Here is a 26,656-nt window from a genome sequence, read left to right as displayed (position 1 = left end):
ATGAGTCAGAAGTTTACGCTCATTCCGTTAGTCGCGGCCCTCTATACTGGGTCTTTATTTGCATCTACAGACGTTACTGATGTTTTGACAGTAAAAGACTTGCCTGTTTTGGAGCAAGAAAGTCAGCATAGTACGGCTAGCAAACGGGTGGCGAACTTATTTACTCGTGCACACTACAAACCAATTCGTTTTAATGACGTGCTTTCTAGTAAAGTATTTGACCGTTATATCGAATCCCTTGATTTTAATAAAAGCGTCTTTTTGGCTGCGGATGTTGCGTCTTTTGAGCAATACCGCAACCAACTTGATAATGCATTAACGACTGGCAAACTTGATTTTACGTTTGATATATTCAATTTGAGTATGAAAAGACGGTTCGAGCGATATGATTACTCATTACAATTGCTTGAAACTGAAATGACATTTGATAAAGACGATGAATATTATTTTGATCGTGAAGATGCACAATGGGCATCATCTCAAGCTGAGCTTGATGAGCTGTGGCGAGAGCGTGTTAAATATGATGCGTTACGATTAAAAATGACCGGTAAAGATTGGCCTGGTATTAAAAAAGTACTTACCAAGCGTTACCAAAACGCACAAAAACGTTTAGTACAAACTAAAAGTGAAGATGCGTTCCAAATTGTAATGAATTCATTCGCTAGAAGTATCGAGGCTCACACTTCTTACCTTTCACCACGCCGAGCCGAACAGTTTAAAATGGACATGGATCTCGAATTAGAAGGGATTGGTGCTGTTTTAGGCTACGATGAAGATTACACTGTAATACGTAGTTTAGTACCTGGTGGTCCAGCGGATAAATCTGAACAAATTAAGTCGGATGATCGTATTATTGGTGTAGCGCAAGATGGTGAAGAGTTTGTTGATATTATTGGTTGGCGTTTAGATGATGTAGTTGACCTAATCAAAGGCCCTAAAGGCACCAAAGTTCGCTTACAATATCTTAAAGGCGCTGATACCCACGGTACTCCTAAGGTCGTTGAGATCGTTCGTGATAAAATTAGGTTAGAAGATCGCGCAGCCAAATCTGAAGTATTCGAGGCTAAATACTCTGATCTAACCAGTAAAATTGGTGTAATTGAAATTCCTGGTTTTTATAATAATCTATCGAAAGATGTCAAAGTTGAGCTTGCGAAATTAAAAGAAGCTAAAGTTGACGGCATTATTATAGACCTTAGACAAAATGGCGGTGGTTCGTTATACGAAGCAACGCAACTTTCAGGGCTATTTTTTGATCAAGGTCCAGTGGTACAAATTCACACACTTAACAACCGAATTGAAGAACAAAAAGACAGAGACGGCATAACGTTTTACGATGGCCCATTAACTGTTTTAGTTGACCGTTACAGTGCGTCAGCCTCTGAAATCTTTGCTGCTGCTATGCAAGATTATGGCCGAGCAATTGTGATAGGAGAGCAAACCTTTGGTAAAGGGACTGTTCAGCAACATAAAGGCCTTGGCCGTGCTTATGATCTTTATGATAATCCTTTAGGTAGCGTACAATATACTATTGCAAAATTTTACCGCATCAATGGAGGAAGCACTCAGCATAAAGGTGTGATCCCGGATATTTCATTCCCGTCAGCGATTGACCCGGCAGAGTGGGGTGAAAGCCAAGAAGATAATGCATTACCATGGGATAGCATTATTAGAGCTAAATATAATTCTGTTGACAATTTAAAATCTGCTATTAACCATATATCGCAACAACACATTGATAGAATTAAGAAAGAGCCTGAATTTGGTTATGTGTTTGAAGATATCGCTAGGTATAACGAAGAAAAAGATCGTAAAACAATTTCTTTAGTTGAAGCTAATCGTATTAAAGAAAAAGAAGAGAATGATGCTCTAGCCCTCAAGCGTACAAATGAGCGCTTAGTTCGTCTTGGTGAACAGCCAGTGAAAGACTTAGAAGATGTTCCTGACGTTCTTGATGATTTAGACCCATTTTTAGAAGAGGCGGCATTAATCACGCAAGATTACATAAAGTTTGGACGTATTGCTAAGAAATAGTAGCGATTTAAAACTACGAAAAAGGCGCTTAAGCGCCTTTTTTGCTGCCTAAAGCATATGAAATTGATATAATCGACGATTAAACCCAGAACGAGATGATGTATTATTGTATCGTTTCTGTGCTAAAAAATAATAATTAAGCGTGTAGACAACAACACGTGGGAGTTTCAATTTTGAATCCAGTAGAAGAAAAACCAATCAACAAAGCGAGTTTCTTTGACGCGCTAATACCTATTTCTGTGCTCATCTGTTTATTAGGTGCTGCTGTATATTTATTCGGTGATAGTTCATCATCAGGCCCAAACCAAATTGCACTATTATTTGCAACGTTTACAGCGGCATTGATCGGGCTAAAAAATGGCTACACATGGAAAAAGTTAGAAGATGCCATGATTGAAGGGATTACTTTGTCGCTAGGTGCGATTTTAATATTACTTATGGTTGGTGCTTTAATTGGTACTTGGTTGCTTTCAGGCACAGTGCCCACCTTGATTTATTACGGATTGCAGGTTATTGATCCTAGTTGGTTTTATGCCGCAAGTTGCTTAATTTGCGGTATTGTAGCTATGAGCATTGGCAGCTCGTGGACAACCGCTGCGACTATTGGTACTGCATTGCTCGGGGTTGCTACTGGTTTAGGCTTAGATCCGGTGGTTACCGCAGGCGCTGTTATTTCAGGTGCTTATTTTGGTGATAAATTAAGTCCACTTTCAGAAACCACTAATCTGGCACCTGCGGTTGTTGGTGCAGATTTATTTGAACATATACACCACATGCTTTGGACAACCGTACCTAGCTTTATCATTGCGTTGATTATTTTTATTGTAATGGGATTTAATGCTAGTGCAGCCAATGAAGCTGGGCGTATTGATGAAATCACACTTATTCTTGAACAAAATTTTAATATTGGTTTAGAAATGTTGGTTCCTTTGATTGTGCTACTTGTTTTAGCTATTAGGAAAATGCCGGCATTCCCTGCAATTTCAATAGGTGCAGTTATTGGTGCTGTTTGGGCAATGTTGTTTCAATCGGATTTAATAGCGAGCCAAATTGACGTTTCTCAAGGACAGTTAGTTGGTTATTTTAAACTTATCTGGGCCACTTTTTTCGACGGGTTTAATATAATCACTGGTGATGAAAAAATGGATTCATTACTAAGCGGTGGTGGCATGGCTGGTATGTTAACTACAACTTGGTTGATCATGACTGCGCTGATGTTTGGCGCAATTATGGAAAAAACGGGTTTATTAGATATATTTGTAAAGAGCATCTTAAAAATAGCAAAGAGCACTGGTTCATTAATTACAGCCACTATTGCAACTTGTATAGGTACCAACGTAATTGCAGCTGATCAGTATATTGCTATTGTTGTGCCTGGTCGCATGTACAAAGACGAATATGAAAAGCGTGGTTTGAAGCCTGTTAACTTATCAAGAACATTGGAAGATGGCGGTACTATTACCAGCCCATTAATCCCTTGGAATACGTGTGGCGCATATATGCAAAGTGTTTTACATGTAAACCCATTAGATTATCTATTCTATGCTTTCTTCAATTTAATAAATCCATTTTTGGCCGTTGTTTATGCTTATTTAGGCATTAAAATTCTACGTATCAAGCCAAAGCAACACGCATAAAATAAATGCTCCTCCTTGAAGGAGGAGCTAATTTGGAGTTACCTTATGACTGCAATTAATAAGCCCAAAGCGCAATATCTTAAAGACTACAAAGCCCCAGAATTCACAATTGAACATGTTGATTTAACTTTTGAGCTAAAACCATTAAATACGCGTGTTAGTGCTGTTTTACAATTAGAAAGAGTAGATAAATCTAATACAGATTTAATTTTGGACGGGGTTGATTTAACACTTATCTCAGTAGAGTTAAACGGCTCAAAGCATGCTGACTACCAAGTAGAAAAAGAACAATTAATTGTAAAGAATTTACCCGATAGCTGCCAGCTAACTATTGTTACTGAGACGTCTCCTGATACCAACTCTTCATTAGAGGGCTTATACCTTTCAGGAGGAGCCTATTGTACGCAGTGCGAAGCACAGGGATTTAGAAAGATTACCTACTTTTTAGATAGACCTGATGTGTTGGCCAGCTTTGATGTGACGATAATAGCTGAACAAAAATTTGAACACTTACTATCAAATGGTAATAAGACTGCAGAAGGTCAATTAGATAATGGGCTTCATTATGCTAAATGGCAGGATCCATTTAAAAAGCCGAGTTATTTATTTGCACTAGTAGCAGGCTCTTTTGATGTACTAACAGATAAGTACATTACTAAAAGTGGTCGCAGTGTGGATCTGGCATTATTTGTTGATAAAGGAAATTTATCTAAAACACCGCATGCTATAGCCTCTTTAAAGAAATCAATGCAATGGGATGAAGAACGCTTCAATCTTGAATATGATCTTGATATATATATGATCGTTGCAGTTGATTTTTTCAATATGGGTGCAATGGAAAATAAAGGGTTAAATATTTTTAACTCTAAATGTGTTTTAGCAAACCAAGAAACTGCAACAGATAAAGACTACCACACGATTGAATCGATTGTAGGACATGAATACTTCCATAATTGGACTGGTAATCGTGTTACTTGCCGTGACTGGTTTCAGCTCTCATTAAAAGAGGGGCTGACTGTGTTTCGTGATCAGGAGTTTAGTAGTGATTTAGGGTCGCGAGCGCTCAACCGTATTGATGCGGTAAAAGTGATGCGTACACATCAATTTAGTGAAGATGCAGGCCCAATGTCACATGCAATTAGGCCAGAAAAAGTCATTGAAATGAATAACTTTTATACTGTGACTGTGTATGACAAAGGTGCAGAAGTTATTCGTATGATGCATACCCTTTTGGGTGAGCAGAAATTTCAACAAGGCATGGCGCTGTATTTTGAACGTCATGATGGTCAAGCCGTTACATGTGATGACTTTGTTTGCGCAATGAGTGATGCATCAGGAATTGATCTTACTCAGTTTAAGTATTGGTATAGCCAACCAGGCACACCAAGGTTAACTGTTAAGCAATCGTTTGATAAAAATACCGGAACATTAAAAATAGCGATTGAGCAGCACCCTCCTAGTAATTACCCCGGGCATAAACCGCTGCATATTCCGTTTGCAATTGAATTGCTTGATGAAAAAGGTGGAAGTCTCGATTTAAAATATCAGAATGTCTGCATTGATTCAGTATTGAATGTGACAGAAACATATCAGGAATTTACCTTTGATGGCTTTACAACTCAGCCCGTTGCTGTGCTACTAGAGGACTTCTCAGCACCATGCATTCTTGATCATGAGATTAACGAAAGCCAACTTTTGCATATTATACGCTACGCACGTAGTGATTTTTCTCGTTGGGATGCTCAGCAAACCTTGTTCATTAATGCTGTGAAAAACGCCATTATTGAATCTGAAAATGCTGTACTAAGTGACGCTGTAATAGATACTCTGTCCGAGCTTGTGACAGATAGAGCTGGCGATTTAGCACTCACTGCTGAATTATTGAAACTTCCAACGTTTGATACACTTGCAGCTGAGTTTGAAATAGTACCTGTTGATGAGATCGTTGATGTTATCGCATGTTTTGAACAACAAATTGCGCAACAACTCTACCAGCCAATTTTGTCATGCTATAACAGCCTTATAGATGATGGCTCGCTTAATGCTAGTGCTGTAGCAATACGTGCTTTAAAAGGACAGTGTTTACATTATTTAGCTAAGTCTGACACTAATGATGCAGCAGATTGCCTAGCCCTTAGTGCAAAATCAACTAACATGACGAATGCTTTGGCGAGTCTTAGCGCCGTTGTAAAAGCTCAACACCCGCTGTGCGATGAGTTACTTGCTCGATTTGACAGCCAATGGCGACATGATGTGCTCGTAATGGATAAATGGTTTGCTTTACAAGCTATGCAATCCAAAGAAGGGGCAATTGAGCATGTAAAACGCTTATATGATCACCCATGTTTTGACTTTTCTAATCCAAATCGAGTTCGTGCACTTGTTGGTAGCTTTAGCCACTTTAATACTGCACAGTTCCACCGTCAAGATGGCGCAGGTTATGCGCTTTTGGGGGATTTACTTATTAAGCTCAATTCAATCAATCCCCAAAATGCATCTCGTATGTTAACACCATTTATGTCGTGGAGGCGCTATGACACTAAACGGGCGCAAGGAATGAAAGCTCAATTAATGCGATTAGCTTCATTAGAAAATTTAAGTGATGACTTATTTGAAAAAGTTGAAAAAGCGTTAAAATGACCTATGCGTGAGTATTACTTTTTTTTAAACCTGACTTACAACCAGTGCTTAGATTACTACGATGGTAAATATAGATCAGTCCAGGTTATTGAAGATGGGGGCAAAAAAGTTCGCTTTGATGCCCACCATTTACGTCCTTTTATTTCTTCTTTAGGAGTAAGAGGGCGCTTTCGTTTATTGTTAACATTAGATAATAAGTTTGTTCGCTTAGAGCGTGTTAGCTAAGTATTTTCTAAAAAATTTCATATTTATATTGTATTTTTGTTAATTCAATTTGTCCTATTGTTAATTTACGTGTATAAATTATCTGGTAGGACGTCTTACCATTACGTAAACGCCAATTAAATTGTAAATTTATAGTCGTTTGAACGCGTTCTGTTTGTAATTTTTATGTTTCGGTTCTATCGTTACTACTACACTAAAAACAACAACTTGATCACAAAATGCCCGCGACAAGGGGAACACACAATGATAAGAAGATCGCTTTTTGTTAAAAACAAAATAGTTTTAGGCCTAGCTGCTGCAACGCTTGGTTTATCTGCCAGTTCAGTTAATGCTGCTAATTTTGACGTTGGTGGCTTTGACGTAACGTTTGATTCAAATTTTTCATATGGGCAAAGTATACGTGTCGAAGACCGTGACTTTTCTCATATAGGTAAAAGTAATAATCCTGCATTTAATTGGACAGGTTATAACTCTGCACTTAATCCAATTTACTCATCAGCAGATGTTTGGGCGCAAGACGGCGCTTATTCGAATAACGGCGATGCTGGAAACCTTAATTTTGATAGCGGTGAGTCGTTCTCTAAATTATTAAAAGGAACACATGATCTATCAATAAGTAAAGATAATTACGGTTTCTTTACCCGCTTCATGTATTTTTATGATTTTGAATTGATGGACGGTGATCGTGCTTACATCAATCCGACTTCTGGTTCTGGTGTTGACCCATGTGATGATGACAATACTAAAGAGCAAGTTTGTTCAGATGTACGTTTACTAGATGCATACGTTTGGGCTAATTTTGACTTGAATGATGGCAATAACCCACTTTCAATTCGTTTAGGCCAACAAGTGGTTAACTGGGGGGAAAGTACACTGATATCTCATGGTATCAATGTAAACCCTGTTGATATTGACCGTTTAAAAGCACCAGGCTCTGAGCTCAAAGAAGCATTTATTCCTGTAGGCATGCTTTGGGCTTCTTTAGGAATTACTGAAAATATAAACCTCGAAGCTTTTTATCAGTATCAGTGGCACGAGACTCGTTTACCTGTAGCCGGCAGTTATTTTTCTACCAATGATTTCGCATCAGAAAATGGTTACCAACAGAATATCCAATTAGGTTTTACTTCTAATCCTGATATTGATCTTGAGTTTTTGACAAACAGTCTTAATTCATTGCAACAAAATTGGGTTGCTGCAGCCACTGCGCAGGGTATTAATCCGCAAAGTGCTGAAGGTCAAGCGCTACTTGCAAACATGTATTTGGCTTACCCTACAAAAGTTGCTCTAAAGGGTAAAGGTAACGCTGGTAAAACTGATCCTGAAAATGGTGGTCAATATGGCTTGCGTCTAGGTATGTTCCTGCCAGAGCTTAACGACACAGAAGTGGCACTATACCACATCAACTATCACAGTCGTCGTCCACTTATTTCGGGTAAAGTTTCAAACTTTACAGGTGAAGCAATTGGCGCTGATTTAGCAATGATTTTGTCTCCTGATGTAACAATTACAGAAGACAATGTGACTGATCTAAACGCGTTTACTCAAGGTCAATTAGTATATCCTGAAGATATTAAGTTATATGGTCTTAGCTTTAACACCTCTTTGGGTGAAACTGCATTTGCTGGTGAGTTTACGTTCCGTGAAGATGAGCCACTACAGATTGATGATGTAGAGTTACTGTATGCGGGTATGCCTGAGCAATTGGCTGTTGCGGGAATTCGTCCAGACCTTGCTGGCATCTCACAAATGAGTCAAGGCGATGCAACAAGCGTTGTAGGCCCTGGTGAAACAGCCCAAGGTTATATTGAGCGTAATACAGCACAAATTCAATTTACCGCAACACATTTGTTTGGCCCGTCACTGGGTGCTGACAGTTGGGCTGTGGTGGGTGAAGTAGGCGGTGTTAGAATTAATGACATGCCAGAATACGATGAGCTACGTCTGAATGTATCAGGTACTGGACGAAGCGGTGTAATTACTGGCCCAGGTTCTGTTGATTATTCTACTTTGCACCTCGGGCTTTCAAATGGGCCTGAAACCAACCCGTTCCCAACAGCCTCTGCTTGGGGTTATCGTTTAATCGCAAAAGGCGATTATTATAACTTTTTCAAAGGTGTGAATTTTTCACCACGTTTTGTATTTTCTCATGACGTAAATGGTATTACCCCTGATCCTATGTTTTTATTTATTGAAGATCGTAAATCATTGGGTATGACTATGAACTTTAACTATCAAAATGCGTGGTCATTTGACTTTAGTTACAATACGTTCTGGGGTGGCGGTCAAACAAATACTTTCTCTGACCGTGATTATGTTTCTTTCAATATTAAATATTCAATATAAGGGTATCATCATGATAAAAAAACCTACCCTCATCGCACTAGCAGTGTGTGGCTTGTTCGCTACAAACGCTTCTTTTGCTAAAATGACAAGTGAAGAAGTTGCTCGTTTAGGCAATGATTTGACGCCAGTTGGCGCAGAAAAGGCAGGTAATGCTGATGGTTCTATTCCAGCATGGACTGGCGGAATAACAAAGGCCCCAGCAGGTTATTCGCCGGGTATGCACCACATTGATCCGTTTGCAGACGATAAAGTATTATTTACAATCGATAAATCAAATCTAGCTAAGTACAAAGAACATCTTAGCCCAGGCCAAGTTGCATTATTCGAAGCGTATCCTGATACCTTCAAAATGAATATATATAAAACGCACCGTAGCGCTTCAAACCCACAATTTGTGTATGATGCTACCAAAGAATATGCACCTACAGCCGAGTTAATTGAAGGCGGTAATGGTATTAAGAATACGGCAATTGGTATTCCGTTTCCAATTCCAAAAGATGGTTTAGAAGCTATTTGGAATCACTTACTTCGTTATCGCGGATTATCGATTGAACGTTTTGGTGGTCAAGCTGCACCGACTGCTTCAGGTTCCTACAACATGGTTGGCTTCGATGAGCAATTGCTTGTTAAGTATTCTGATCCAGAAGCGACCCCAGCAGAATTGCAAGAATCTAATATTTTGTTCAAGTTTAAACAAAAAGTAACGCAACCAGCACGCTTGGCAGGTACTGCATTACTTGTACATGAAACTATGGACCAAATATTAACTCCTCGTCAGGCATGGACATACAATTCAGGACAACGCCGTGTTCGTCGCGCACCTAATGTTGCTTATGATGCACCGGGGACAGCTGCTGATAGCCTTCGTACAACTGATGACTTTGATATGTTTAATGGTTCACCAAACCGTTACACTTGGACGCTAAAAGGTAAGCAAGAACTTTATATTCCGTACAACAGTTATAAGCTGCACAGTGATAAGCTAGAGTACGATGATATTCTGATGGCTGGTCATATTAATCCTGAACACGTTCGTTATGAAAAACACCGTGTTTGGGTTGTTGAAGCAAACTTAAAAGAAGACACTCGACATATTTATAAAAAGCGTGTTTTTTATATTGATGAAGACAGCTGGCAAATACACGTAACCGATATTTATGATAATCGTGATCAAATGTATCGAGTTGGTATGGCACATGGTTTAAATTACTATGATGCGCTTACAAACTGGAGTACGCTAGATGTTTATCACGATCTTAACTCACGTCGTTACCTTGCAATTGGTTTAGACAACCAAGAAAAAATGTATGATTTCTCAAAATCATTCAACGACAACGAGTTTACGTCTAACGCATTACGCCGCGCTGGTCGTTAAATAAAAGACAGGCACCTAATGTTTTTTAGGTGCCTTTTATTATCAATTCACGTTTGTCTTTCTGACACACACTGGTTTTTCCATTTGCACGATTGATGACAAACTTACTCTCCTCAAGGCGATTTTAATATATGAAGTATTTGCTTTATGCGGGGTTAACCACCTTGGCCTTTCTTACATTTATTGTTTCGGCAGCAACGCCACGTCCTGCTATTAGTGCGGAAAAAGCACAAGAAACGCTTTTAACTGATATTGAATTCAATGGCGAAAAAATCGTCGCAGTTGGTAAGCATGGCACAATTGTTACCAGCGCAGATGCAATTAAATGGGACCAAGCTTTTGTACCTACCCAAGTATTACTCACTGCTGTTGATTTTATTGACGCTCAGGTTGGCTGGGCTTGTGGCCATGATGCCACCATTATTCAGTCACTGGATGGAGGGGCTAACTGGCAATTACAACAAGTAAATCAGCAATTAGATAAACCGTGTTTAGATATTATGTTTACTGACAATTTAAATGGTTATGCAGTTGGCGCCTATGGCATGTTTTATGAAACATCAGATGGCGGTAAACAGTGGAACAAACGATTTTTAGCGTCACTATTGTATGAAGATGATAGAGATTATCTTGCTGAGCTTAAAGAAACTGATCCAGAAGGTTATGAGATTGAAACAAGCTCTATTTTGCCGCATTTCAATAGAATAGTAGCTTCTGATGATGAACTTATTATTGTTGGCGAAATGGGCTTGATGGCGCGTAGTTTAGATAATGGAAAAACTTGGCATCGCGACGACGAGATCTACCCAGGTTCATTTTTCGCCTATGAAAAAAATGATAAAGAGCAGGCATTAGTAGCAGGCTTGAGAGGTAATATTTTTACCCGAACATCGACAGAGCCGTGGGTGCATTTAAAAAATAATAAAACAGCTACAGTGAACAGTATTTTAGACATGGGTCAACAAGGTTGGTTACTACTTGCCAATAGTGGTGTTATTTTTCACTATAAAAATAACAAGCTACAAGTTGAACAATTACCAAATGGTAAATCAATACTAGATGCAGTTATCTTTAAAGATCAACTTATTATGGCATCTGAAGATGGGATTAAAGTGAAGGGGATTACTCCGTAATGCAAGGGATATTAGATTTCTTAGAAAAAGCGGTGTTTCGTCATCGATTAATAATGCTCATTAGTTTTGTACTGTTGACATGCATACTTGCCTTTAAAGCAACTCATATTCAACTAGATGCTTCTTTTAATAAAAACATACCATTGAATCATGACTACATGAAAGTGTATTTGAAACATGAGAAGCAATTCGGTGGTGCAAATAGCATTTTAATTTCTGTTTGTGATGATAGTGGCAATATATTTAACCCTGACTTTTTCACGCAGTTGAAAGCAGTCCACGATCAGCTTTATTTTATACCAGGGGTAAATCGTCCTCTTGTGAACTCTATATTCTCGCCAAGTGCGCGTTTTGTTGAAGTTGTTGAAGATGGTTTTGCGGGTGGCCCGATTATTCCCGCTAACTTTAAAGCAGATCAACAAGGCTTAGCTATTGTTAAGCAAAATATTGAGAAAGCAAAAGTCGTTGGTCGAATGATCGCGTCTGATTATTCGTGCGCTATGGTAAGTGCGCAGTTATTAGAAACAGATCCACAGACACAAGAGAAGCTAGATACTTTGGCTTTCGCTCAAAAACTAGAGTCTCAAATTCGTGAACCACTAAGTACTGAGAATGTCAGTATTCATATTATTGGCTTTGCTAAAATGGCTGGTGATATTGCTGAAGGTGCTAAAGGGGTTGTACTGTTTTTTGCAATTGCTATTGCCTTTACTTTCATTATGGTGTGGTTATTTTGTGGCAGTCTCAAACTGACGGTATTACCTATTGCTTGCTCGATCATTGCGGTTGTTTGGCAGTTAGGTTTATTGTCAAGTCTAGGTTTTGGCCTTGATCCAATGTCAATTTTGGTGCCGTTTTTAGTCTTTGCTATTGGTGTAAGCCATGGTGTGCAAATGATTAATGCAATTGGTAAAAAAGTGGCACAGGGTAAAGCAACGCGTGTTTGCTGTCAGTCAAGCTTTAGAGCGTTACTTGTCCCAGGTGGTATTGCATTACTTTCAGATACCGTCGGTTTCTTAACCTTGTTGACGATTGATATTGGTATCATCCGAGAGCTTGCTATTACTGCTAGTTTAGGTGTCGCGGTTATCATTTTTACAAATTTAATACTACTTCCTGTGTGGGCGTCATACATGCGTTTTGAAAACACAGTACACATTCAATCAGGCAGTACTGACAAACCCAATACGTTAGATAAACTACGTGAGTTACTGGTTAAGGCAACTGATCCTAAAATTGCAAAAATCATCATCGCATTAACGTTGGTACTTTTTGCATTAGGTTACTGGCAAGCAGATAAGATGCGCATTGGCGATTTACACGCAGGTGCACCTTCATTACACCAAGATGCTCGCTATAACCAAGATACTTTTTTAATATCGGACAAATACACAATTTCTTCAGATATTCTAAAGGTGTTGGTTGAAGCTTATCCTGCTGCATGTACAGATCATGACGTGATGGAGCGTATTAGTCGTTTTCAATATAAGGTTGAAAATTTAGCAGGCGTGCAATCTGCGGTTAGCTTAAGTTCAGTCGCACAATCCGTTAATGCCGGGTACAACGAGGGCAATTTGAAGTGGCAAACATTGCCGCGTAATACGGCAAGTTTAGTACAAGCAAGTGCACGAGTTGAAACTAGCACTGGCTTGCTCAATGGTGACTGCTCGGTAATGCCTGTGATTATATTCTTAGATGATCATAAAGCTGAAACTATCGATAATGTTATTAGTAGTGTGAAGGATTTTGCTGTGCAAGAGCAAACCGATAAACTACAGTTCAAGTTAGCATCTGGTCCTGTGGGTGTTATGGCTGCAACCAATGAATCAGTCGCAGCTGCGCAATTACCTATGATGATATATGTATATGGGGCTGTAATTATTTTATGCCTGATCAGTTTCAAGAGTGTAAAAGCGACTGTTGCCGTTGTGTTACCGCTTTATATCGTATCAACACTTGCACAGGCCCTGATGGTACAACTGCAAATAGGGTTAACTGTCTCAACATTACCGGTAATAGCATTAGGTGTGGGTATCGGTGTTGATTATGGGATTTATATTTTGTCATCAATGATGGGACAACTTAAGCAGGGTATTTCTCTACCAATAGCTTATCGTAATGCATTGATAGAAAGAGGAAGTGCAGTATTGTTCACTGGTATTACCTTAGCGATTGGTGTAAGTACATGGATTTTCTCTGATCTTAAGTTCCAAGTAGATATGGGTATTCTTCTGACCTTTATGTTCTTGGTGAATATGCTCGGTGCTGTGCTGTTATTACCAGCGATAGGCAGTCTGCTCTGGACCGACCAGAAAAAATAATGTGAATACTTTTGCTCCTAAATGGCCGTTATCGGCCATTTATATCTATAATTTGTGAATAGATGACCAAATAGCTGAAATGCTTAAAATGTTTTCATCGAAAGGGCTGTTTATTAGCTGCAAAAGGGTTAGAATTTACCTGACTCCACACAATTAAATTGCTGTACACATATTCTATCCAGTAAGGATAGTAATAGATTAAGGAACATACAATGACACGAAATGAAGGGCAAGCCTCGGTTATCTTAGATAATGTCTGCAAGCTGATCCAGAAAAAAGTTCACGCTGATAATGTGTTACTCGTTGAGAAATTCGCCAAAGCCTTGTACAGCAATATGTCTAAAGAGGATTTGGCAAATCGCAATGATAGTGACTTATATGGCGCTGCACTAAGCCTATGGAATTCGCTAGAAAAAAATACCTCTGATAATGCGGTCATCCGTGTTTTCAACCCTGAAGTAGCTAAAGATGGTTGGCAGTCATCGCATACAATCGTTGAAATCATTGCTAAAGACATGCCGTTTTTAGTTGATTCTGTTCGTATGGCTATGAGCCGTGCAAATATTGCATCTCACTTACTTCTGCATTCTCCATTAAAAGTTAAACGCAATAATGAAGGTCAAATATCTGCAATCTCAAACCTTAAAGCAGAACAAGAATCAACTTCTACTAAAACTGTTTTCTTTATTGAGATTGACCGTCAAACAGACTCTGGCGTAATTAATTCGTTTAAACAAGAACTAGAATCGGTTTTAGTCGATGTGTCTACTGCCGTTGAAGATTGGCAGCCAATTCGTGAAAAGCTTATTGCGGTAAGCAAAGAATTACCTACCAGAAAGCACGCAACCAATGAACTAGAAGTGGCGGAAACAGTTGAATTTTTAGATTGGCTTGTAAAAGATAACTTTACATTAATGGGTTATCGCCAATATGATTTGCAACCCGTTCAAGGTGATTACCAATTAAAAGGTAAAATGGACACAAGCTTAGGCTTGATGAAAAACGTAACCGATGACCACACTCGTTTATTGTCTGAGTTACCAGAAGTTGCTCGTCAGGAAGCACGTAGCAGTAATTTACTCATTTTAACTAAAACTAATTCACTGTCACGTGTACACCGTCCAGCTTATATAGATTATGTTGGTGTAAAACGCTTTGATGATGAAGGCAATGTGATCGGTGAAGATCGCTTTATTGGTTTATTCTCATCTAGCTTTTATAACAATAGTGCTGCTGATGTTCCTGTATTAAAGAGTAAAATAAACCGCATTATGGAAATGTGTGATTTTGCTAAAGGCACACACGCGTACAAAGCGGTATTGAATATTTTAGAAACATACCCACGTGATGAATTAGTACAAGCACGTGAGAACGAGTTGCTTGAAGTTGCTATGGGTGTTTTACAAGTGCAAGAGCGCGACATGTGTCGCTTGTTTGTTCGTAAAGATGCCTATGGTCGCTTTTTCTCATGCATGGTTTATGTGCCGCGTGAGCGATATAACACCGCACTTCGCCGTGAAACACAAACTATCTTAGCTAATGCATTTAATTCTGATGAAAAAGTTGAATTTACTACTTTCTTCTCGGAGTCTACCTTAGCCCGTACTCATTACACTGTGCGTGTAACCAACAACGATATCGAATTTAAAGTGAAAGACATAGAAAATAATTTAATCGAAGCGGCCCGCACATGGGAAGATAAACTCCAATCTGCACTCCTTGAGTCGGCAGGTGAGTCACGAGGTAATGATCTTAACCGTAAATACAGCAACTCATTTGCCCGTTCATACAAAGATGAAGTGTTGCCTAGTGCAGCGGTTGTTGATATTGAAAAGCTTGAGATGCTCAATGACGAAAACAAGCTTGAAATGTTGTTTTACCGTCCACAAGAAGAAGCTAATACAAATATTGTACGCCTAAGCTTATTCCATAAAGACGAGCCAATCCACTTATCAGATGTTATGCCAATGCTTGAAAACTTTGGCTTACGCGTTATAGGTGAAACTCCTTACTCTGTTAAGACTAATGATGGTCGCATCAATTGGATCATGGACTTTTCAATGTTGCTTGATAATCAAGGTGTCGCTGACTTTGATAAAGTATCTGCGCGTTTTCGTGCCGCATTAACCAATGTTTGGGGCAACCGACTTGAGAACGATGGTTTTAACCGTCTAGTTCTGATGGGTGGGTTAACAGGCCGTGAAGCATCGATTTTACGTGCTTATGCTAAATATATGCGTCAAATAGGTGTTACTTTCTCGCAAACTTATATTGAAAGTACATTCGCAAACTATCCGCATATTGCCACACAGATCGTCAATTTATTTGCGAAAAAATTCTCAGTTAAAAGCCCTGCAAGTAGCAAGACACTGGATAAACTAATCTCACAAATTTATCTTGAACTTGAAAACGTTGCTAATTTGGATGATGACCGTATCATTCGACTATACGTTGACATGATAATTGCAACGCTTCGTACTAACTACTTCCAAAAAGATGATACTGGCACGTTTAAGTCTTACGTATCATTTAAAGTACAGCCAAGCTTAATTCCAGATATGCCTTTACCATTACCGGCATTTGAAATATTTGTTTACTCGCCACGCGTAGAAGGTGTCCATTTACGTGGTGGTAAAGTAGCGCGTGGTGGTTTACGTTGGTCTGACCGTCGTGAAGACTTCCGTACTGAGGTACTGGGTTTAGTTAAAGCACAACAAGTTAAAAATACTGTTATTGTGCCGGTTGGTTCTAAAGGTGGTTTTGTTTGTAAACAACTACCAAGTGAGCGCGATGCGTTCTTTAAAGAAGGCCAAGAGTGTTACAAAATTTTCATTCGCGGTTTATTAGATATTACAGATAACATTATTCAGGGTGAGATTGTTCCTCCTAAAGATGTTACTCGTCATGACGAAGATGATGCCTACCTTGTTGTCGCTGCCGATAAAGGAACTGCAACCTTCTCAGATATTGCCAATGGCATTGCCAATGAGTATAACTTCTGGCTAGGGGATGCGTTTGCATCAGGTGGTTCAGTCGGTTATGACCACAAGAAAATGGGTATAACCGCAAAAGGTGCATGGGAGTCAGTTAAACGTCACTTCCGTGAAATGGATATAGATTGTCAATCAACCGATTTCACAGTGGTTGCTGTAGGTGATATGGCAGGTGATGTATTTGGTAATGGTATGCTTTTATCAAAGCATATTCGTTTACAAGTAGCCTTTAACCACATGCACATTTTTGTTGACCCTACACCAGACTCTGCGACTTCATACCCAGAGCGTGAGCGTTTATTTAATTTACCTCGCTCATCTTGGGAAGACTATAATAAAGACTTAATTTCTGCCGGTGGTGGCATTTTCTCTCGCGCAGCTAAATCAATTAGCTTAAGTCCTGAAATGAAGAAAATGCTTGGTACTAAAAAAGCGAGCATGACGCCTAATGAATTAATCAAAGCATCACTAATGATGGAATTTGATTTACTTTGGAATGGTGGTATCGGCACATACATTAAGAGTAGCGATGAAAGTGATGCTGATGTTGGCGACCGCGCAAATGATGCATTACGCATTAATGGTGCCGATTTAGGCGCTAAAGTATTAGGTGAAGGTGGTAATTTAGGTGCAACTCAATTAGGTCGTATCGAGTTTGCTGCTAAAGGCGGTCGTGTAAATACAGACTTTATCGATAACGTAGGTGGTGTTGCGTGTTCTGATAACGAAGTAAATATCAAGATTCTATTAAATGGCTTAGTAACTGCGGGTGATTTGACGCGCAAACAACGAGATGAGCTATTATATTCAATGACTGATGAAGTATCTGAATTAGTTTTAGATGACTGTTATCGCCAAACACATACACTTTCTATCACTCAGTCTAAAGGTTCTTCAACACTGAAAGAAAAAGTACGTTTTATTCATGCGCTCGAAAAAGAAGGCAAGCTTAATCGTGCTATCGAATTTATCCCAACAGACGAAGAGCTAGCAGAGCGTGCAGCTGCGGGTAAAGATTTGACGCGTCCTGAGCTTTCAGTTTTAGTGTCTTATTCAAAAATGGTTCTTAAGGAATCATTAGTATCTGAAGAAATTACCGAGAACCCTTATTACCGTCAATTGTTAGTTAACTCATTCCCGGTTCCATTACGTGAGAAGTTTAACGATGCAATGGATAATCATCCACTGCGTAAAGAAATTATTGCCACTAAATTAGCAAATAATATTGTTAATGATATGGGCTTGAACTTTATGATTCGTATGCAAGAAGAAACAGGTGCAAATGAAGCAGAAGTTGCACTTTGCTACTCAGTTGCAAACGAAGTGTTTGAAATGGATGAGACGTGGGAATCAATTGTTGCGCTTGATAATAAGATCCCTGCGGCAGTACAAACAGAAATGTTATACCAACTTCGTCGTACTGTTCGTCGTGCAACGCGATGGTTCTTACGTCATCGTAATAAGTCACAGAACATTGAACAAACAATTGCGTTCTTCGCGCCTACATTCAGCGACCTAAGTGCTAATTTAAATAGCTACATGGTCGAGAAAGAAGGCGAGCGCTTAGTTCAAGCGGCAGACAAACTAATTGAAAACGGTGCGCCAGCCGATTTGGCTAAACGAATTGTTGCTCTTTCAAGTCTATTCTCAGTAATGGACTTAGCTGAAGTGGCTAATAATTCTGGCCGTAGTATCGACATGGTATCTAACACATACTTTAAGCTTGGTGCTCGCATGGGTCTTCATTGGTTCCTTGACCAAATTACCAATCAACCTGTTGCTAATCATTGGCAAGCTCTTGCAAGAGCTTCTTATCGCGAAGAGCTTGATTGGCAACAACGTACATTATCGGAAGTTGTGCTGAACTGCTTTGAAGGTGATGATAAAAATGTTGATAGTCAAATTGATCAATGGATGGATAGCCAAGAATTACTACTTCAACGTTGGAAGCAAATGCTTGCAGAGTTTAAAACATCTCAAAGTCATGACTTTGCTAAGTTCTCTGTGGCTTTACGTGAGTTAATGCTACTTAGCCATAACTGTGATACGTCAGCTAAATAACCCTTTTTGCACGCTTAGTAGTTTCTAACGTGAAAATAATAAGTTAATAGCTTACAATACCCCAGCCTAGTCTGGGGTATTTTTTTATATAGAGGATTTTTTAATGTTTTATGATCTTGCTCGCCGTTTTATGTTCACCCGTGATGCGGAATGGGCCCATGAATTTGCATTACATAATTTGCGTCGATTTACAAATACACCATTTAGTGCAGCATGGTCACAATCAGTAGCAGATCACCCTGTAGAGTTCTTAGGTTTAAACTTTAAAAACCCAGTTGGTTTAGCAGCTGGTCTAGATAAAAATGCTGAGTGTATAGACGCCTTTGCTCAAATGGGCTTTGGCTTTATCGAGGTGGGAACTGTAACACCTAGGCCGCAAGCAGGTAACGACAAGCCGCGTATATTTCGTTTACCTGAATCGAATGCAATAATTAATCGCATGGGCTTTAACAACAAAGGCGTAGATAATTTAGTTAATAATGTAAAAGCAGCAAAGTACGATGGTATTTTGGGGATTAATATCGGTAAGAATAAAGATACCCCAAACGAGCAAGGTAAAGACGATTACATTCATTGTATGCGCAAGGTGTTTGAACATGCATCTTACATAACAGTTAATATTTCATCTCCTAATACACCCGGGCTTCGAGATTTACAATACGGCGAAGCATTAGATGATCTTTTGCAAAGTCTTAAAAACGAGCAGCTAGATCTAATTGCTAAACATAGCAAACAAGTCCCAATGCTGGTTAAAATTGCACCAGATTTGGATGAGGTTCAAATTGGTCAGGTGAGTGAGTCTTTAATTAACAATAATATTGATGGTGTTATCGCAACGAACACTACGTTAGAGCGAGGTGCAGTACAAGGCCAGCAATACGCTGATGAAGCGGGCGGGTTATCAGGACTCCCTGTACGAGAACGTTCAACTCATGTTGTTAAAGAGCTCAAACGCCTCACTCAAGGTAAATTACCTATTATTGGTGTAGGTGGTATTGATGATGCAGCTAGCGCCAAAGAAAAGTTGAATAATGGTGCAGATTTAGTTCAAGTTTATACTGGTTTTATATATAAAGGGCCACAATTGGTAAAAACGATCCTTTCAGGCTTATAAGGATCAGTTATGTAAGCTTTTGATCGTTCGATAAATGTTCTAATAGAATTTGTATTTAATGGTCAAAAGCAACTATAATTAAAAACCACAGCATAAAAGGAGTCATTAGGAGCGCATGTTACAAGCATCAAAACAATGGAAATGGATAGCTTGTCCGAAACGAAATCGTTTGTTGGTTGACCTAAACCAAGAGATGCAGTTGTGCACGCCTTATAAACTCCGTCAACTAACAGATTCTGTATTACAGCATTCAGAATTTAGCCTTGAAGACGCTGCTTTTTATCAACAAGTTTATCAATATCTTGACTCTTTTAATCTATGGCATGCCGCAGAAATTTGTCAAATAGCGTTAAATGCAACTGCGGCAAAATACCATTTAAAACCAGTACTAGCCAAAAGTTGGTTTTTTGATATATACGCAGGTACTGAGCCAAGCGTCGAGGCAATAATTAAGTTACAGTCCCGCCAACAGTGTGGTGAATTCTTAATTATTGATCACAACGAAGATGCATCTTTGTGTATTAGTTTATCGGAGCACTTTCAATTAGATGAAAACCTTAGTTTGAATCAATTTGAGGTGATCAAGGTGCTGAACAATCGTGTATATCCAATTTATACACAAGCCCAAAGCAGCATAACTGCTTAAGTAAATTTCATTCCTTCATCCCATAATCACGTGTTTGTCTGCCAACCTATGTTATAATCCCGCGCAATTAGCTACTAAGGGTTTTTACTTTGCAATTTATCGCGCTTACTTCTATCGGAATCGAAAATTTATTGGTTGATGAACTTACTGAAATTGGGGCAACAGTTACCAAACAAACAGTGGGTTCTGTGCGTTTTGACGCGGATACAACACTAGCACAAAAAGTGTGCTTAATGAGTCGTTTTGCGACTCGTGTCATGATGTTGATTGAAGAAAAAGAAGGCGTGAACGACAAAGATAGCCTTTATAAATTTGCCCGCTTTCAACCTTGGCAAGAGTGGTTCGGTCCAACTCAAACCTTTGCTGTGGATTTTAACGGTACTAATGATTCGTTAAAAAACACGCAATTCTCTGGTCTTGTTATCAAAGATGCGATTGTTGATTATTTTAATGATTTATATGAACAGCGCCCTAATGTTGATAAGCAAGATGCTAATGTACGTGTAGTTGCGCGTTTATCTCGCCAAGGTGTGGCAATGTACATCGACTATTCTGGCCCGCGTTTGTCTGAACGTGGTTACCGTGAAGGGCAAGGTAAAGCACCAATTAAAGAGCACTTAGCCGCAGCACTTATTAAGCGCAGTGGTTGGCTTGATAACGTACAACAACCTTTATTTGACCCATGTTGTGGTGCAGGCACCATTTTAATCGAAGCTGCAGGTATGGCACGTAATGAAGCGCCTGGTTTATTTCGTGAAGGGTTTGCCTTTGAAAGATTACCCAGTTTTCGTGTTGCGAAATTTAACGCATTAAGAGAAGAGCTTATTGCTCAAATTACAGATCCTAAATTATGGCTAATCGGTCATGATTACGACGGACAAGTGTTAAGTAAAGCTGTTGATAACGCAAAGCGTGCAGAACTCGGTGACATAATTAAATTTAAGCAAAGTGATGCCACAAAGCTGACATCCGTTGCGAAACTGCCAGGTGTCGTGATTTCGAACCTACCTTACGGTGAACGAATAGGTTCAATGGCAGAGTTGGTTGATTTACATCGTAGTTTAGGCACAGGGTTTAAAAAGCACTTTAATAATTGGAAGCTTGCGCTGTTAGGCATGGATGAAAGCCTATTTAAGTTGTTAAAGCTCGTGAAGCTTAAGCGCTATAAATTTAAAAATGGGCCGCTTGATGTGGTATTAAATTTATACCAGTTAGATGATAAGCAAGTCAGTCAAACAACAGAAGATAAGCCAGCTTTAAATTTTGAAGGTTCAATGTCTTTTGCAAACCGTGTTAAAAAGAACAAACAAGGTTTAAAAAACTGGCTCAAGCAAAATGATGTGCAAGCGTACCGCGTTTACGATGCCGATATCCCAGAATATAACGTGGCTGTTGACGTATACGGTGATTCAGCAGTTATCTTTGAGTATGCAGCGCCAAAAGAAATAGATGATGCTACAGCGCATAAACGCCTACAAGATGTAATTACTTTAACTGCTCAGCAGCTTAATATTGCACCTGAAAATATCGCCGTAAAAGTACGTAAAAAGCAAAAAGGGGAAGAGCAATACACCCCAATGGCTAAGCAAAACCGGACACAAGTGATTGAAGAGTTTGGCGCTAAATTTAAAGTAAATTTATTTGATTATCTAGATACAGGCTTATTTTTAGATCACCGCCTAGCACGTCGCTATATTCAACAAAATGCCAAAGATAAACGCTTTTTAAATTTATTTGCCTATACTGGCACAGCATCCGTGCATGCAGCCCTTGGTGGCGCTAAAGCAATTACGACCGTTGATTTATCTAAAACCTACTTAAAGTGGGGTCAGGATAATTTTGAACTGAACAATATTAGTAATACGCGCTACCGTTTTGAGCAAGCAGATTGTTTGAAATGGTTAGAATATGCAACAAGCCAATATGATTTGATATTTTTAGATCCACCGACTTTTTCAAACTCAAAACGGATGAAAGACGCGTTTGATGTGCAACGTGACCATATTAAATTATTAACGTGGGTTAAAAAGATCTTAAGTCCGTCTGGTACGCTAATCTTTTCTAACAACAAACGTGGTTTTACAATGGATGAAGTTGGTTTAATTGGCCTTGGCTTAAAAGCAGTTAATATATCTGAAAAGACATTATCACCAGATTTCAAACGTAACAAACAAATCCATAATAGTTGGTTAATAACCCATGGTTAATTGGACCCTCTATCATACCGATGGCTGTCACTTGTGCGAAGAAGCGTTTGAACTTATTGAGCCACTGACAACCGATTCAGTCTCATTGCAACGTGTTGACATCATGAGTAGTGAACAGCTTATTGCTGAATTCCAACTAACAATCCCCGTTTTAAAAAGCGAACGCGGTCAACAGTTAAATTGGCCGTTTACTGCGTTACAAGTGCAGCAGTGTTTTACGCAATCAGAATTAGAGTAAAGAGACAACATGGATTTAATTAGAATTTCAAAAGCGCAGTTAGCTTATGGTACACACCCTCTATTAGACGACGCAGATGCAGTCATCGAAACTGGAGAGCGAGTGTGTATTGTTGGTCGAAATGGCGCGGGTAAATCAACACTTTTAAAGGTACTTGATGGTCAGGTCATTTTAGATGATGGCGAAATTAACCAGCTTGGTGGCATCAAGATTTCTCGTTTAGAGCAAGATCCGCCAAAAGGCGCTAGTGGCACTATTTTCGACTATGTTGCCCAAGGTATGCCAGATATCGCAAACTTACTGATTGATTACCACCATGTGAGCACGCAACTTCAAACTGATTGCACTGATAAATTACTTAATCAACTTGAGCGTTTATCAAATCAGTTAGAAGCGGCGGATGGTTGGCGTTTTGATAGCCGGATCCAGCTTGTCCTCACTCGTTTAGAGCTTTCACCTGAGGCAAAACTTGAATCGCTTTCAGGCGGTTGGTTACGCAAAGTTGCATTAGCCCGTGCGCTGGTTAGTGAGCCCGATCTTCTTTTACTTGATGAGCCCACTAACCACTTAGATATGGACAGTGTAATGTGGCTAGAACAATTTTTAAAAGAGTTTAAAGGCGGCATCGTTTTCATTTCTCATGACCGTGCATTTATTCGCGCTGTTGCGACTCGCATCCTAGATTTAGACCGTGGTAAATTAATTTCTTACCCAGGTGACTATGCGACTTATCTTGAGCAAAAAGCCCATGATTTAAAAGTCGAAGAAACACAAAATGCACTTTTTGATAAGCGGTTAGCTGAAGAAGAAGCGTGGATACGCCAAGGGGTAAAAGCACGACGCACACGTAATGAAGGGCGTGTAAGAGAACTTAAACAACTTCGCGTAGAACGTAAACAACGAGTAGAGCAGGTAGGCAAGACTGACTTTAACATCGAAACTGCTGATAGATCAGGCAAGCTTGTATTTGAAGCAAAACATATTCACCATGCCTTTAAAACTAAAGTGATTGCTGATGATTTTTCAACATTAGTAATGCGTGGCGATAGAATTGGACTAGTAGGTCCAAATGGTATTGGTAAAACTACATTGCTCAAATTATTGTTTGGTGATTTAAAAGCGGACAGTGGTGATATTAAACAAGGCGTAAACTTAGAGTTTGCCTATTTTGACCAGTACCGTCAAAAGCTTGATGAAGAAGCAACCGTGCAAGATAACGTTGCTGAAGGTAAGCAAGAAGTGATGATGGGTGGCCGTTCACGTCATGTGCTTGGCTACCTGCAAGACTTTTTATTCCCACCTGCACGTGCTCGTACACCCGTTAAAGCATTGTCAGGTGGTGAAAAAAATCGGTTGTTGCTTGCTAAGTTATTCTTAAAACCATCAAACATTTTAGTACTGGATGAGCCGACTAATGACTTGGATATCGAAACGCTTGAGTTATTGGAAGATATAATTAATCAATACCAGGGAACAGTGTTAATTGTAAGCCATGACCGTGAGTTTATTGATAATACGTGTACGAGTGTTTGGGCATTTGAAGGTAATGGCAAGATCACCGATATAGTAGGGGGTTACAGTGATTATGAAGCTTATATACGCTACCTTGCTGATGAACAAAAAAAACAAACTGCGGCCCCTGTAAAAGCAGTTGAAAAACAAGTTGCAAAATCACAAAGTAAAACAGAGAGCAAAGCGAATAAACTCTCTTACAAATTAAAACTTGAATTAGAGCAATTACCCAGTAAGCTTGAGCAAATTGAAAAAGCAATTGAAGATCAGCAAGTACTTGTAAACGACGCTGATTTTTTCAAACAAGATGCTGCAATCACTTCACAAGCATTGAACCATTTAGCGCAACTAGAGTCAGACCTTGAAGCTGCGTTAGAGCGCTGGGAAGAATTAGAAGATTTAAAGAATCAGTAGTAAGGACTAAAATGAAATATAAATTACTCGCTGCTAGTATATTAGCAACGATGAGTACAACAGCATTAAGTGCTACCTATAAATTGACCGAGCTGGGTTCATTTGACGAAGCTAAACATACTTATGTGACTGACGTTAGTGAAAGTGGTCATGTAATTGGACTTGCAAATGGTTTATACAATCTTCCAATTGATATCAGTTACATAGATTTCAAAGATAGTATAGTCACAGATGCCTATAAGCTGGCTGAAACTAATTTTGAGCTTATCGATAAAGAAATTACATTTACACTAGATGACATTGAGAACAATAACGCAGCTGCGACAAACCCAGATGCGCATGCATTTATGCATTCGCTTTTGAGAAGCGACAGAGCAAATAATAATAGCCAATATCAAAATGTCGGTAATTTAGCAGCTCTTAGGTACCCAGGTAATCAACAACCAGCTCAGGAGCAAACATTTTTTGATGTTGCATCTGTTGATTATGATGGAGTCACTCGTTCTGTAAATGCATTTTATAATGGCATTACTGAAGACGGCACCTCTGTAGGTTGGGGAAGTGCACCCTATGAAAAGCTGCAATTTACACCGGATGGTGAAACTGAAGAGGAAACTCACTTTGTTCGCGATTTTATAAATCGCGCGGCTATTATATCTGACTCAGGTGTAGTCTTTGAAATACTCCCTGAATTTGATGAGTTTGGTGGTATCAGTGCAGCTAATGACATTGTTAAAACCGATGACGGGTACATTGTTGTTGGACAAACTTCAGTTGGTATTCCTAGTGATAGGCAAGAAGATATTGACGATGACTGTGATGGTTTAAATTTACCTGTCAGCGTTTGTATAGAAAATTTATATCGTTCTTCATCTACGCGCCTTTTCGATCTTCGCGCTGTAAAATGGACGTTAGACACAAGCTTTAACATTACAAATACTGAGAAATTAGGTGTTGGTGTTACACCAGAAGATGATGAAAACTTCGCTTTCGTAAGTAATGCATTAGCTATTAATAGTAACGGCATTGCTGCAGGCACATCAGATATCCGTGATAATAGCCGCTCTAGCACAATTCGATCACTTCCGGTGTACTATAAAGACGGTAAAGTTGAAGAAATAGTGGATCAAGATGATGATTGGTTTGATGGTAAGTCAACGGCTATCAATAATAATAACGTAGTCACGGGTTATGCACTTAGACCAATTGAAGGGGCTAATCGCTACAAGTTTTTCTATCACGATATAGCTACTGGTTCTACTGTTTTTCCAACTGATTTTTTTGGAAGCTCAAGTTCATTCGCAAATGATATAAATGATAATGGTATTATTGTTGGTGAAGGTGAAACAGACGTATTTAATGTTGGTTCTCGCCGCCGTGAAGCGTTTATGTACCAAATTGGTGATGATAAGATAACGAATATCAATGATTTACTCCCATGTTATGAGAGTGATGGTGAAACGCGTTACAAATACCTTATGTCTGAAGCCAAAGCCATTAATAACGATAATGAAATATTTGGTGTTGCAACTAAAACGGTTGAAAAAACAGATAGCCTAGGTGGAGTCGTTACAGATATTAATGGCAATATTGAATATGAAAGTGTTGTGGTTGCAGTAAAGCTAACCCCAGTTGAGGGTGAGATTGACAAATGTTCAGACGAAGAGACTGAAACGTATGAGCGTCAATCTGCAAGCTTTCCATGGTACAGCTTATTATTATTACCACTTGTTGGTTTACGCCGCTTATTACGATAATTA

Annotated in this window: 15 protein-coding genes; all 15 read left to right on the top strand. The window is 39.2% G+C overall.

The annotated features are described in order from the left end of the window. The 15 genes from prc to ACFI4Z_RS00345 all read left to right on the top strand — a co-directional run bounded on the left by prc (window position 1) and on the right by ACFI4Z_RS00345 (window position 26,653). Window positions 1-2,034 (top strand): carboxy terminal-processing peptidase, encoded by a 2,034-nt coding sequence (gene prc, locus ACFI4Z_RS00415; protein WP_462668873.1) that lies wholly within the window; start codon window positions 1-3, stop codon window positions 2,032-2,034. 173 nt (window positions 2,035-2,207) lie between these two features. Next, window positions 2,208-3,671: a Na+/H+ antiporter NhaC gene (nhaC, locus tag ACFI4Z_RS00410; protein WP_462668872.1), complete on the top strand. Its 1,464-nt coding sequence runs from the start codon at window positions 2,208-2,210 to the stop codon at window positions 3,669-3,671. Window positions 3,672-3,716: 45 nt separating this feature from the next. Continuing rightward, window positions 3,717-6,311, top strand: coding sequence for an aminopeptidase N (gene pepN / locus ACFI4Z_RS00405; protein WP_462668871.1), 2,595 nt, complete (start codon window positions 3,717-3,719; stop codon window positions 6,309-6,311). Window positions 6,312-6,314: 3 nt separating this feature from the next. Beyond that, the gene (locus ACFI4Z_RS00400) at window positions 6,315-6,536 is read left to right on the top strand and encodes a DUF2835 family protein (RefSeq protein WP_462668870.1); all 222 of its coding nucleotides are present in this window, start codon (window positions 6,315-6,317) and stop codon (window positions 6,534-6,536) included. A gap of 243 nt (window positions 6,537-6,779) precedes the next feature. After that, window positions 6,780-8,882: a DUF1302 domain-containing protein gene (locus ACFI4Z_RS00395; protein WP_462668869.1), complete on the top strand. Its 2,103-nt coding sequence runs from the start codon at window positions 6,780-6,782 to the stop codon at window positions 8,880-8,882. 10 nt (window positions 8,883-8,892) lie between these two features. Further along, complete coding sequence (locus ACFI4Z_RS00390) at window positions 8,893-10,257, top strand: DUF1329 domain-containing protein (protein WP_099293997.1); 1,365 nt, start codon at window positions 8,893-8,895, stop codon at window positions 10,255-10,257. A 131-nt stretch (window positions 10,258-10,388) separates the two neighbouring features. Beyond that, the gene (locus ACFI4Z_RS00385) at window positions 10,389-11,390 is read left to right on the top strand and encodes a WD40/YVTN/BNR-like repeat-containing protein (protein WP_462668868.1); all 1,002 of its coding nucleotides are present in this window, start codon (window positions 10,389-10,391) and stop codon (window positions 11,388-11,390) included. Beyond that, window positions 11,390-13,711: an efflux RND transporter permease subunit gene (locus ACFI4Z_RS00380; RefSeq protein ID WP_462668867.1), complete on the top strand. Its 2,322-nt coding sequence runs from the start codon at window positions 11,390-11,392 to the stop codon at window positions 13,709-13,711. Before ACFI4Z_RS00385 ends, ACFI4Z_RS00380 begins: the two co-directional genes overlap by 1 nt. Window positions 13,712-13,923: 212 nt before the next feature. After that, complete coding sequence (locus ACFI4Z_RS00375) at window positions 13,924-18,765, top strand: NAD-glutamate dehydrogenase (RefSeq protein WP_462668866.1); 4,842 nt, start codon at window positions 13,924-13,926, stop codon at window positions 18,763-18,765. Between the two features lie 103 nt (window positions 18,766-18,868). Beyond that, window positions 18,869-19,879 carry a quinone-dependent dihydroorotate dehydrogenase gene (pyrD, locus tag ACFI4Z_RS00370; protein ID WP_462668865.1) on the top strand — a complete coding sequence of 337 codons (1,011 nt, stop codon included), beginning with the start codon at window positions 18,869-18,871 and terminating at the stop codon, window positions 19,877-19,879. 115 nt (window positions 19,880-19,994) lie between these two features. Further along, on the top strand, window positions 19,995-20,525 hold the full coding sequence (locus tag ACFI4Z_RS00365; RefSeq protein ID WP_462668864.1) for a cell division protein ZapC domain-containing protein: 531 nt from the start codon (window positions 19,995-19,997) through the stop codon (window positions 20,523-20,525). A gap of 89 nt (window positions 20,526-20,614) precedes the next feature. Further along, window positions 20,615-22,732, top strand: coding sequence for a bifunctional 23S rRNA (guanine(2069)-N(7))-methyltransferase RlmK/23S rRNA (guanine(2445)-N(2))-methyltransferase RlmL (rlmKL, locus tag ACFI4Z_RS00360; protein WP_462668863.1), 2,118 nt, complete (start codon window positions 20,615-20,617; stop codon window positions 22,730-22,732). Then, a complete protein-coding gene (locus ACFI4Z_RS00355; RefSeq protein WP_462668862.1) occupies window positions 22,725-22,970 on the top strand; it encodes a glutaredoxin family protein in 246 nt (81 codons plus the stop codon). The genes rlmKL and ACFI4Z_RS00355 overlap by 8 nt, the downstream gene beginning before the upstream one ends. A 9-nt stretch (window positions 22,971-22,979) precedes the next feature. Continuing rightward, window positions 22,980-24,896: an ATP-binding cassette ATPase Uup gene (gene uup, locus ACFI4Z_RS00350; RefSeq protein ID WP_462668861.1), complete on the top strand. Its 1,917-nt coding sequence runs from the start codon at window positions 22,980-22,982 to the stop codon at window positions 24,894-24,896. Window positions 24,897-24,907: 11 nt separating this feature from the next. After that, entirely contained in the window at window positions 24,908-26,653 is a 1,746-nt protein-coding gene (locus tag ACFI4Z_RS00345; protein ID WP_462668860.1) for a DUF3466 family protein, read from the top strand. Window positions 26,654-26,656 lie beyond the last annotated feature (3 nt).

The organism is Pseudoalteromonas sp. RWi3 (genome assembly GCF_054960735.1).
Note: the sequence above shows the minus strand (reverse complement) of the source record. Positions and strands in the feature narration are given on the sequence as shown.

Excerpts from the sequence above, each read along its gene's own strand:
- ACFI4Z_RS00380 (WP_462668867.1), top strand. The coding sequence starts at position 11,390 with ATGCAAGGGATATTAGATTTCTTAGAAAAAGCGGTGTTTCGTCATCGA.
- pepN (WP_462668871.1), top strand. The coding sequence starts at position 3,717 with ATGACTGCAATTAATAAGCCCAAAGCGCAATATCTTAAAGACTACAAA.
- pyrD (WP_462668865.1), top strand. The coding sequence starts at position 18,869 with ATGTTTTATGATCTTGCTCGCCGTTTTATGTTCACCCGTGATGCGGAA.
- ACFI4Z_RS00400 (WP_462668870.1), top strand. The coding sequence starts at position 6,315 with ATGCGTGAGTATTACTTTTTTTTAAACCTGACTTACAACCAGTGCTTA.
- ACFI4Z_RS00385 (WP_462668868.1), top strand. The coding sequence starts at position 10,389 with ATGAAGTATTTGCTTTATGCGGGGTTAACCACCTTGGCCTTTCTTACA.
- ACFI4Z_RS00345 (WP_462668860.1), top strand. The coding sequence starts at position 24,908 with ATGAAATATAAATTACTCGCTGCTAGTATATTAGCAACGATGAGTACA.
- ACFI4Z_RS00375 (WP_462668866.1), top strand. The coding sequence starts at position 13,924 with ATGACACGAAATGAAGGGCAAGCCTCGGTTATCTTAGATAATGTCTGC.
- ACFI4Z_RS00355 (WP_462668862.1), top strand. The coding sequence starts at position 22,725 with ATGGTTAATTGGACCCTCTATCATACCGATGGCTGTCACTTGTGCGAA.
- ACFI4Z_RS00395 (WP_462668869.1), top strand. The coding sequence starts at position 6,780 with ATGATAAGAAGATCGCTTTTTGTTAAAAACAAAATAGTTTTAGGCCTA.
- prc (WP_462668873.1), top strand. The coding sequence starts at position 1 with ATGAGTCAGAAGTTTACGCTCATTCCGTTAGTCGCGGCCCTCTATACT.
- ACFI4Z_RS00390 (WP_099293997.1), top strand. The coding sequence starts at position 8,893 with ATGATAAAAAAACCTACCCTCATCGCACTAGCAGTGTGTGGCTTGTTC.
- uup (WP_462668861.1), top strand. The coding sequence starts at position 22,980 with ATGGATTTAATTAGAATTTCAAAAGCGCAGTTAGCTTATGGTACACAC.
- ACFI4Z_RS00365 (WP_462668864.1), top strand. The coding sequence starts at position 19,995 with ATGTTACAAGCATCAAAACAATGGAAATGGATAGCTTGTCCGAAACGA.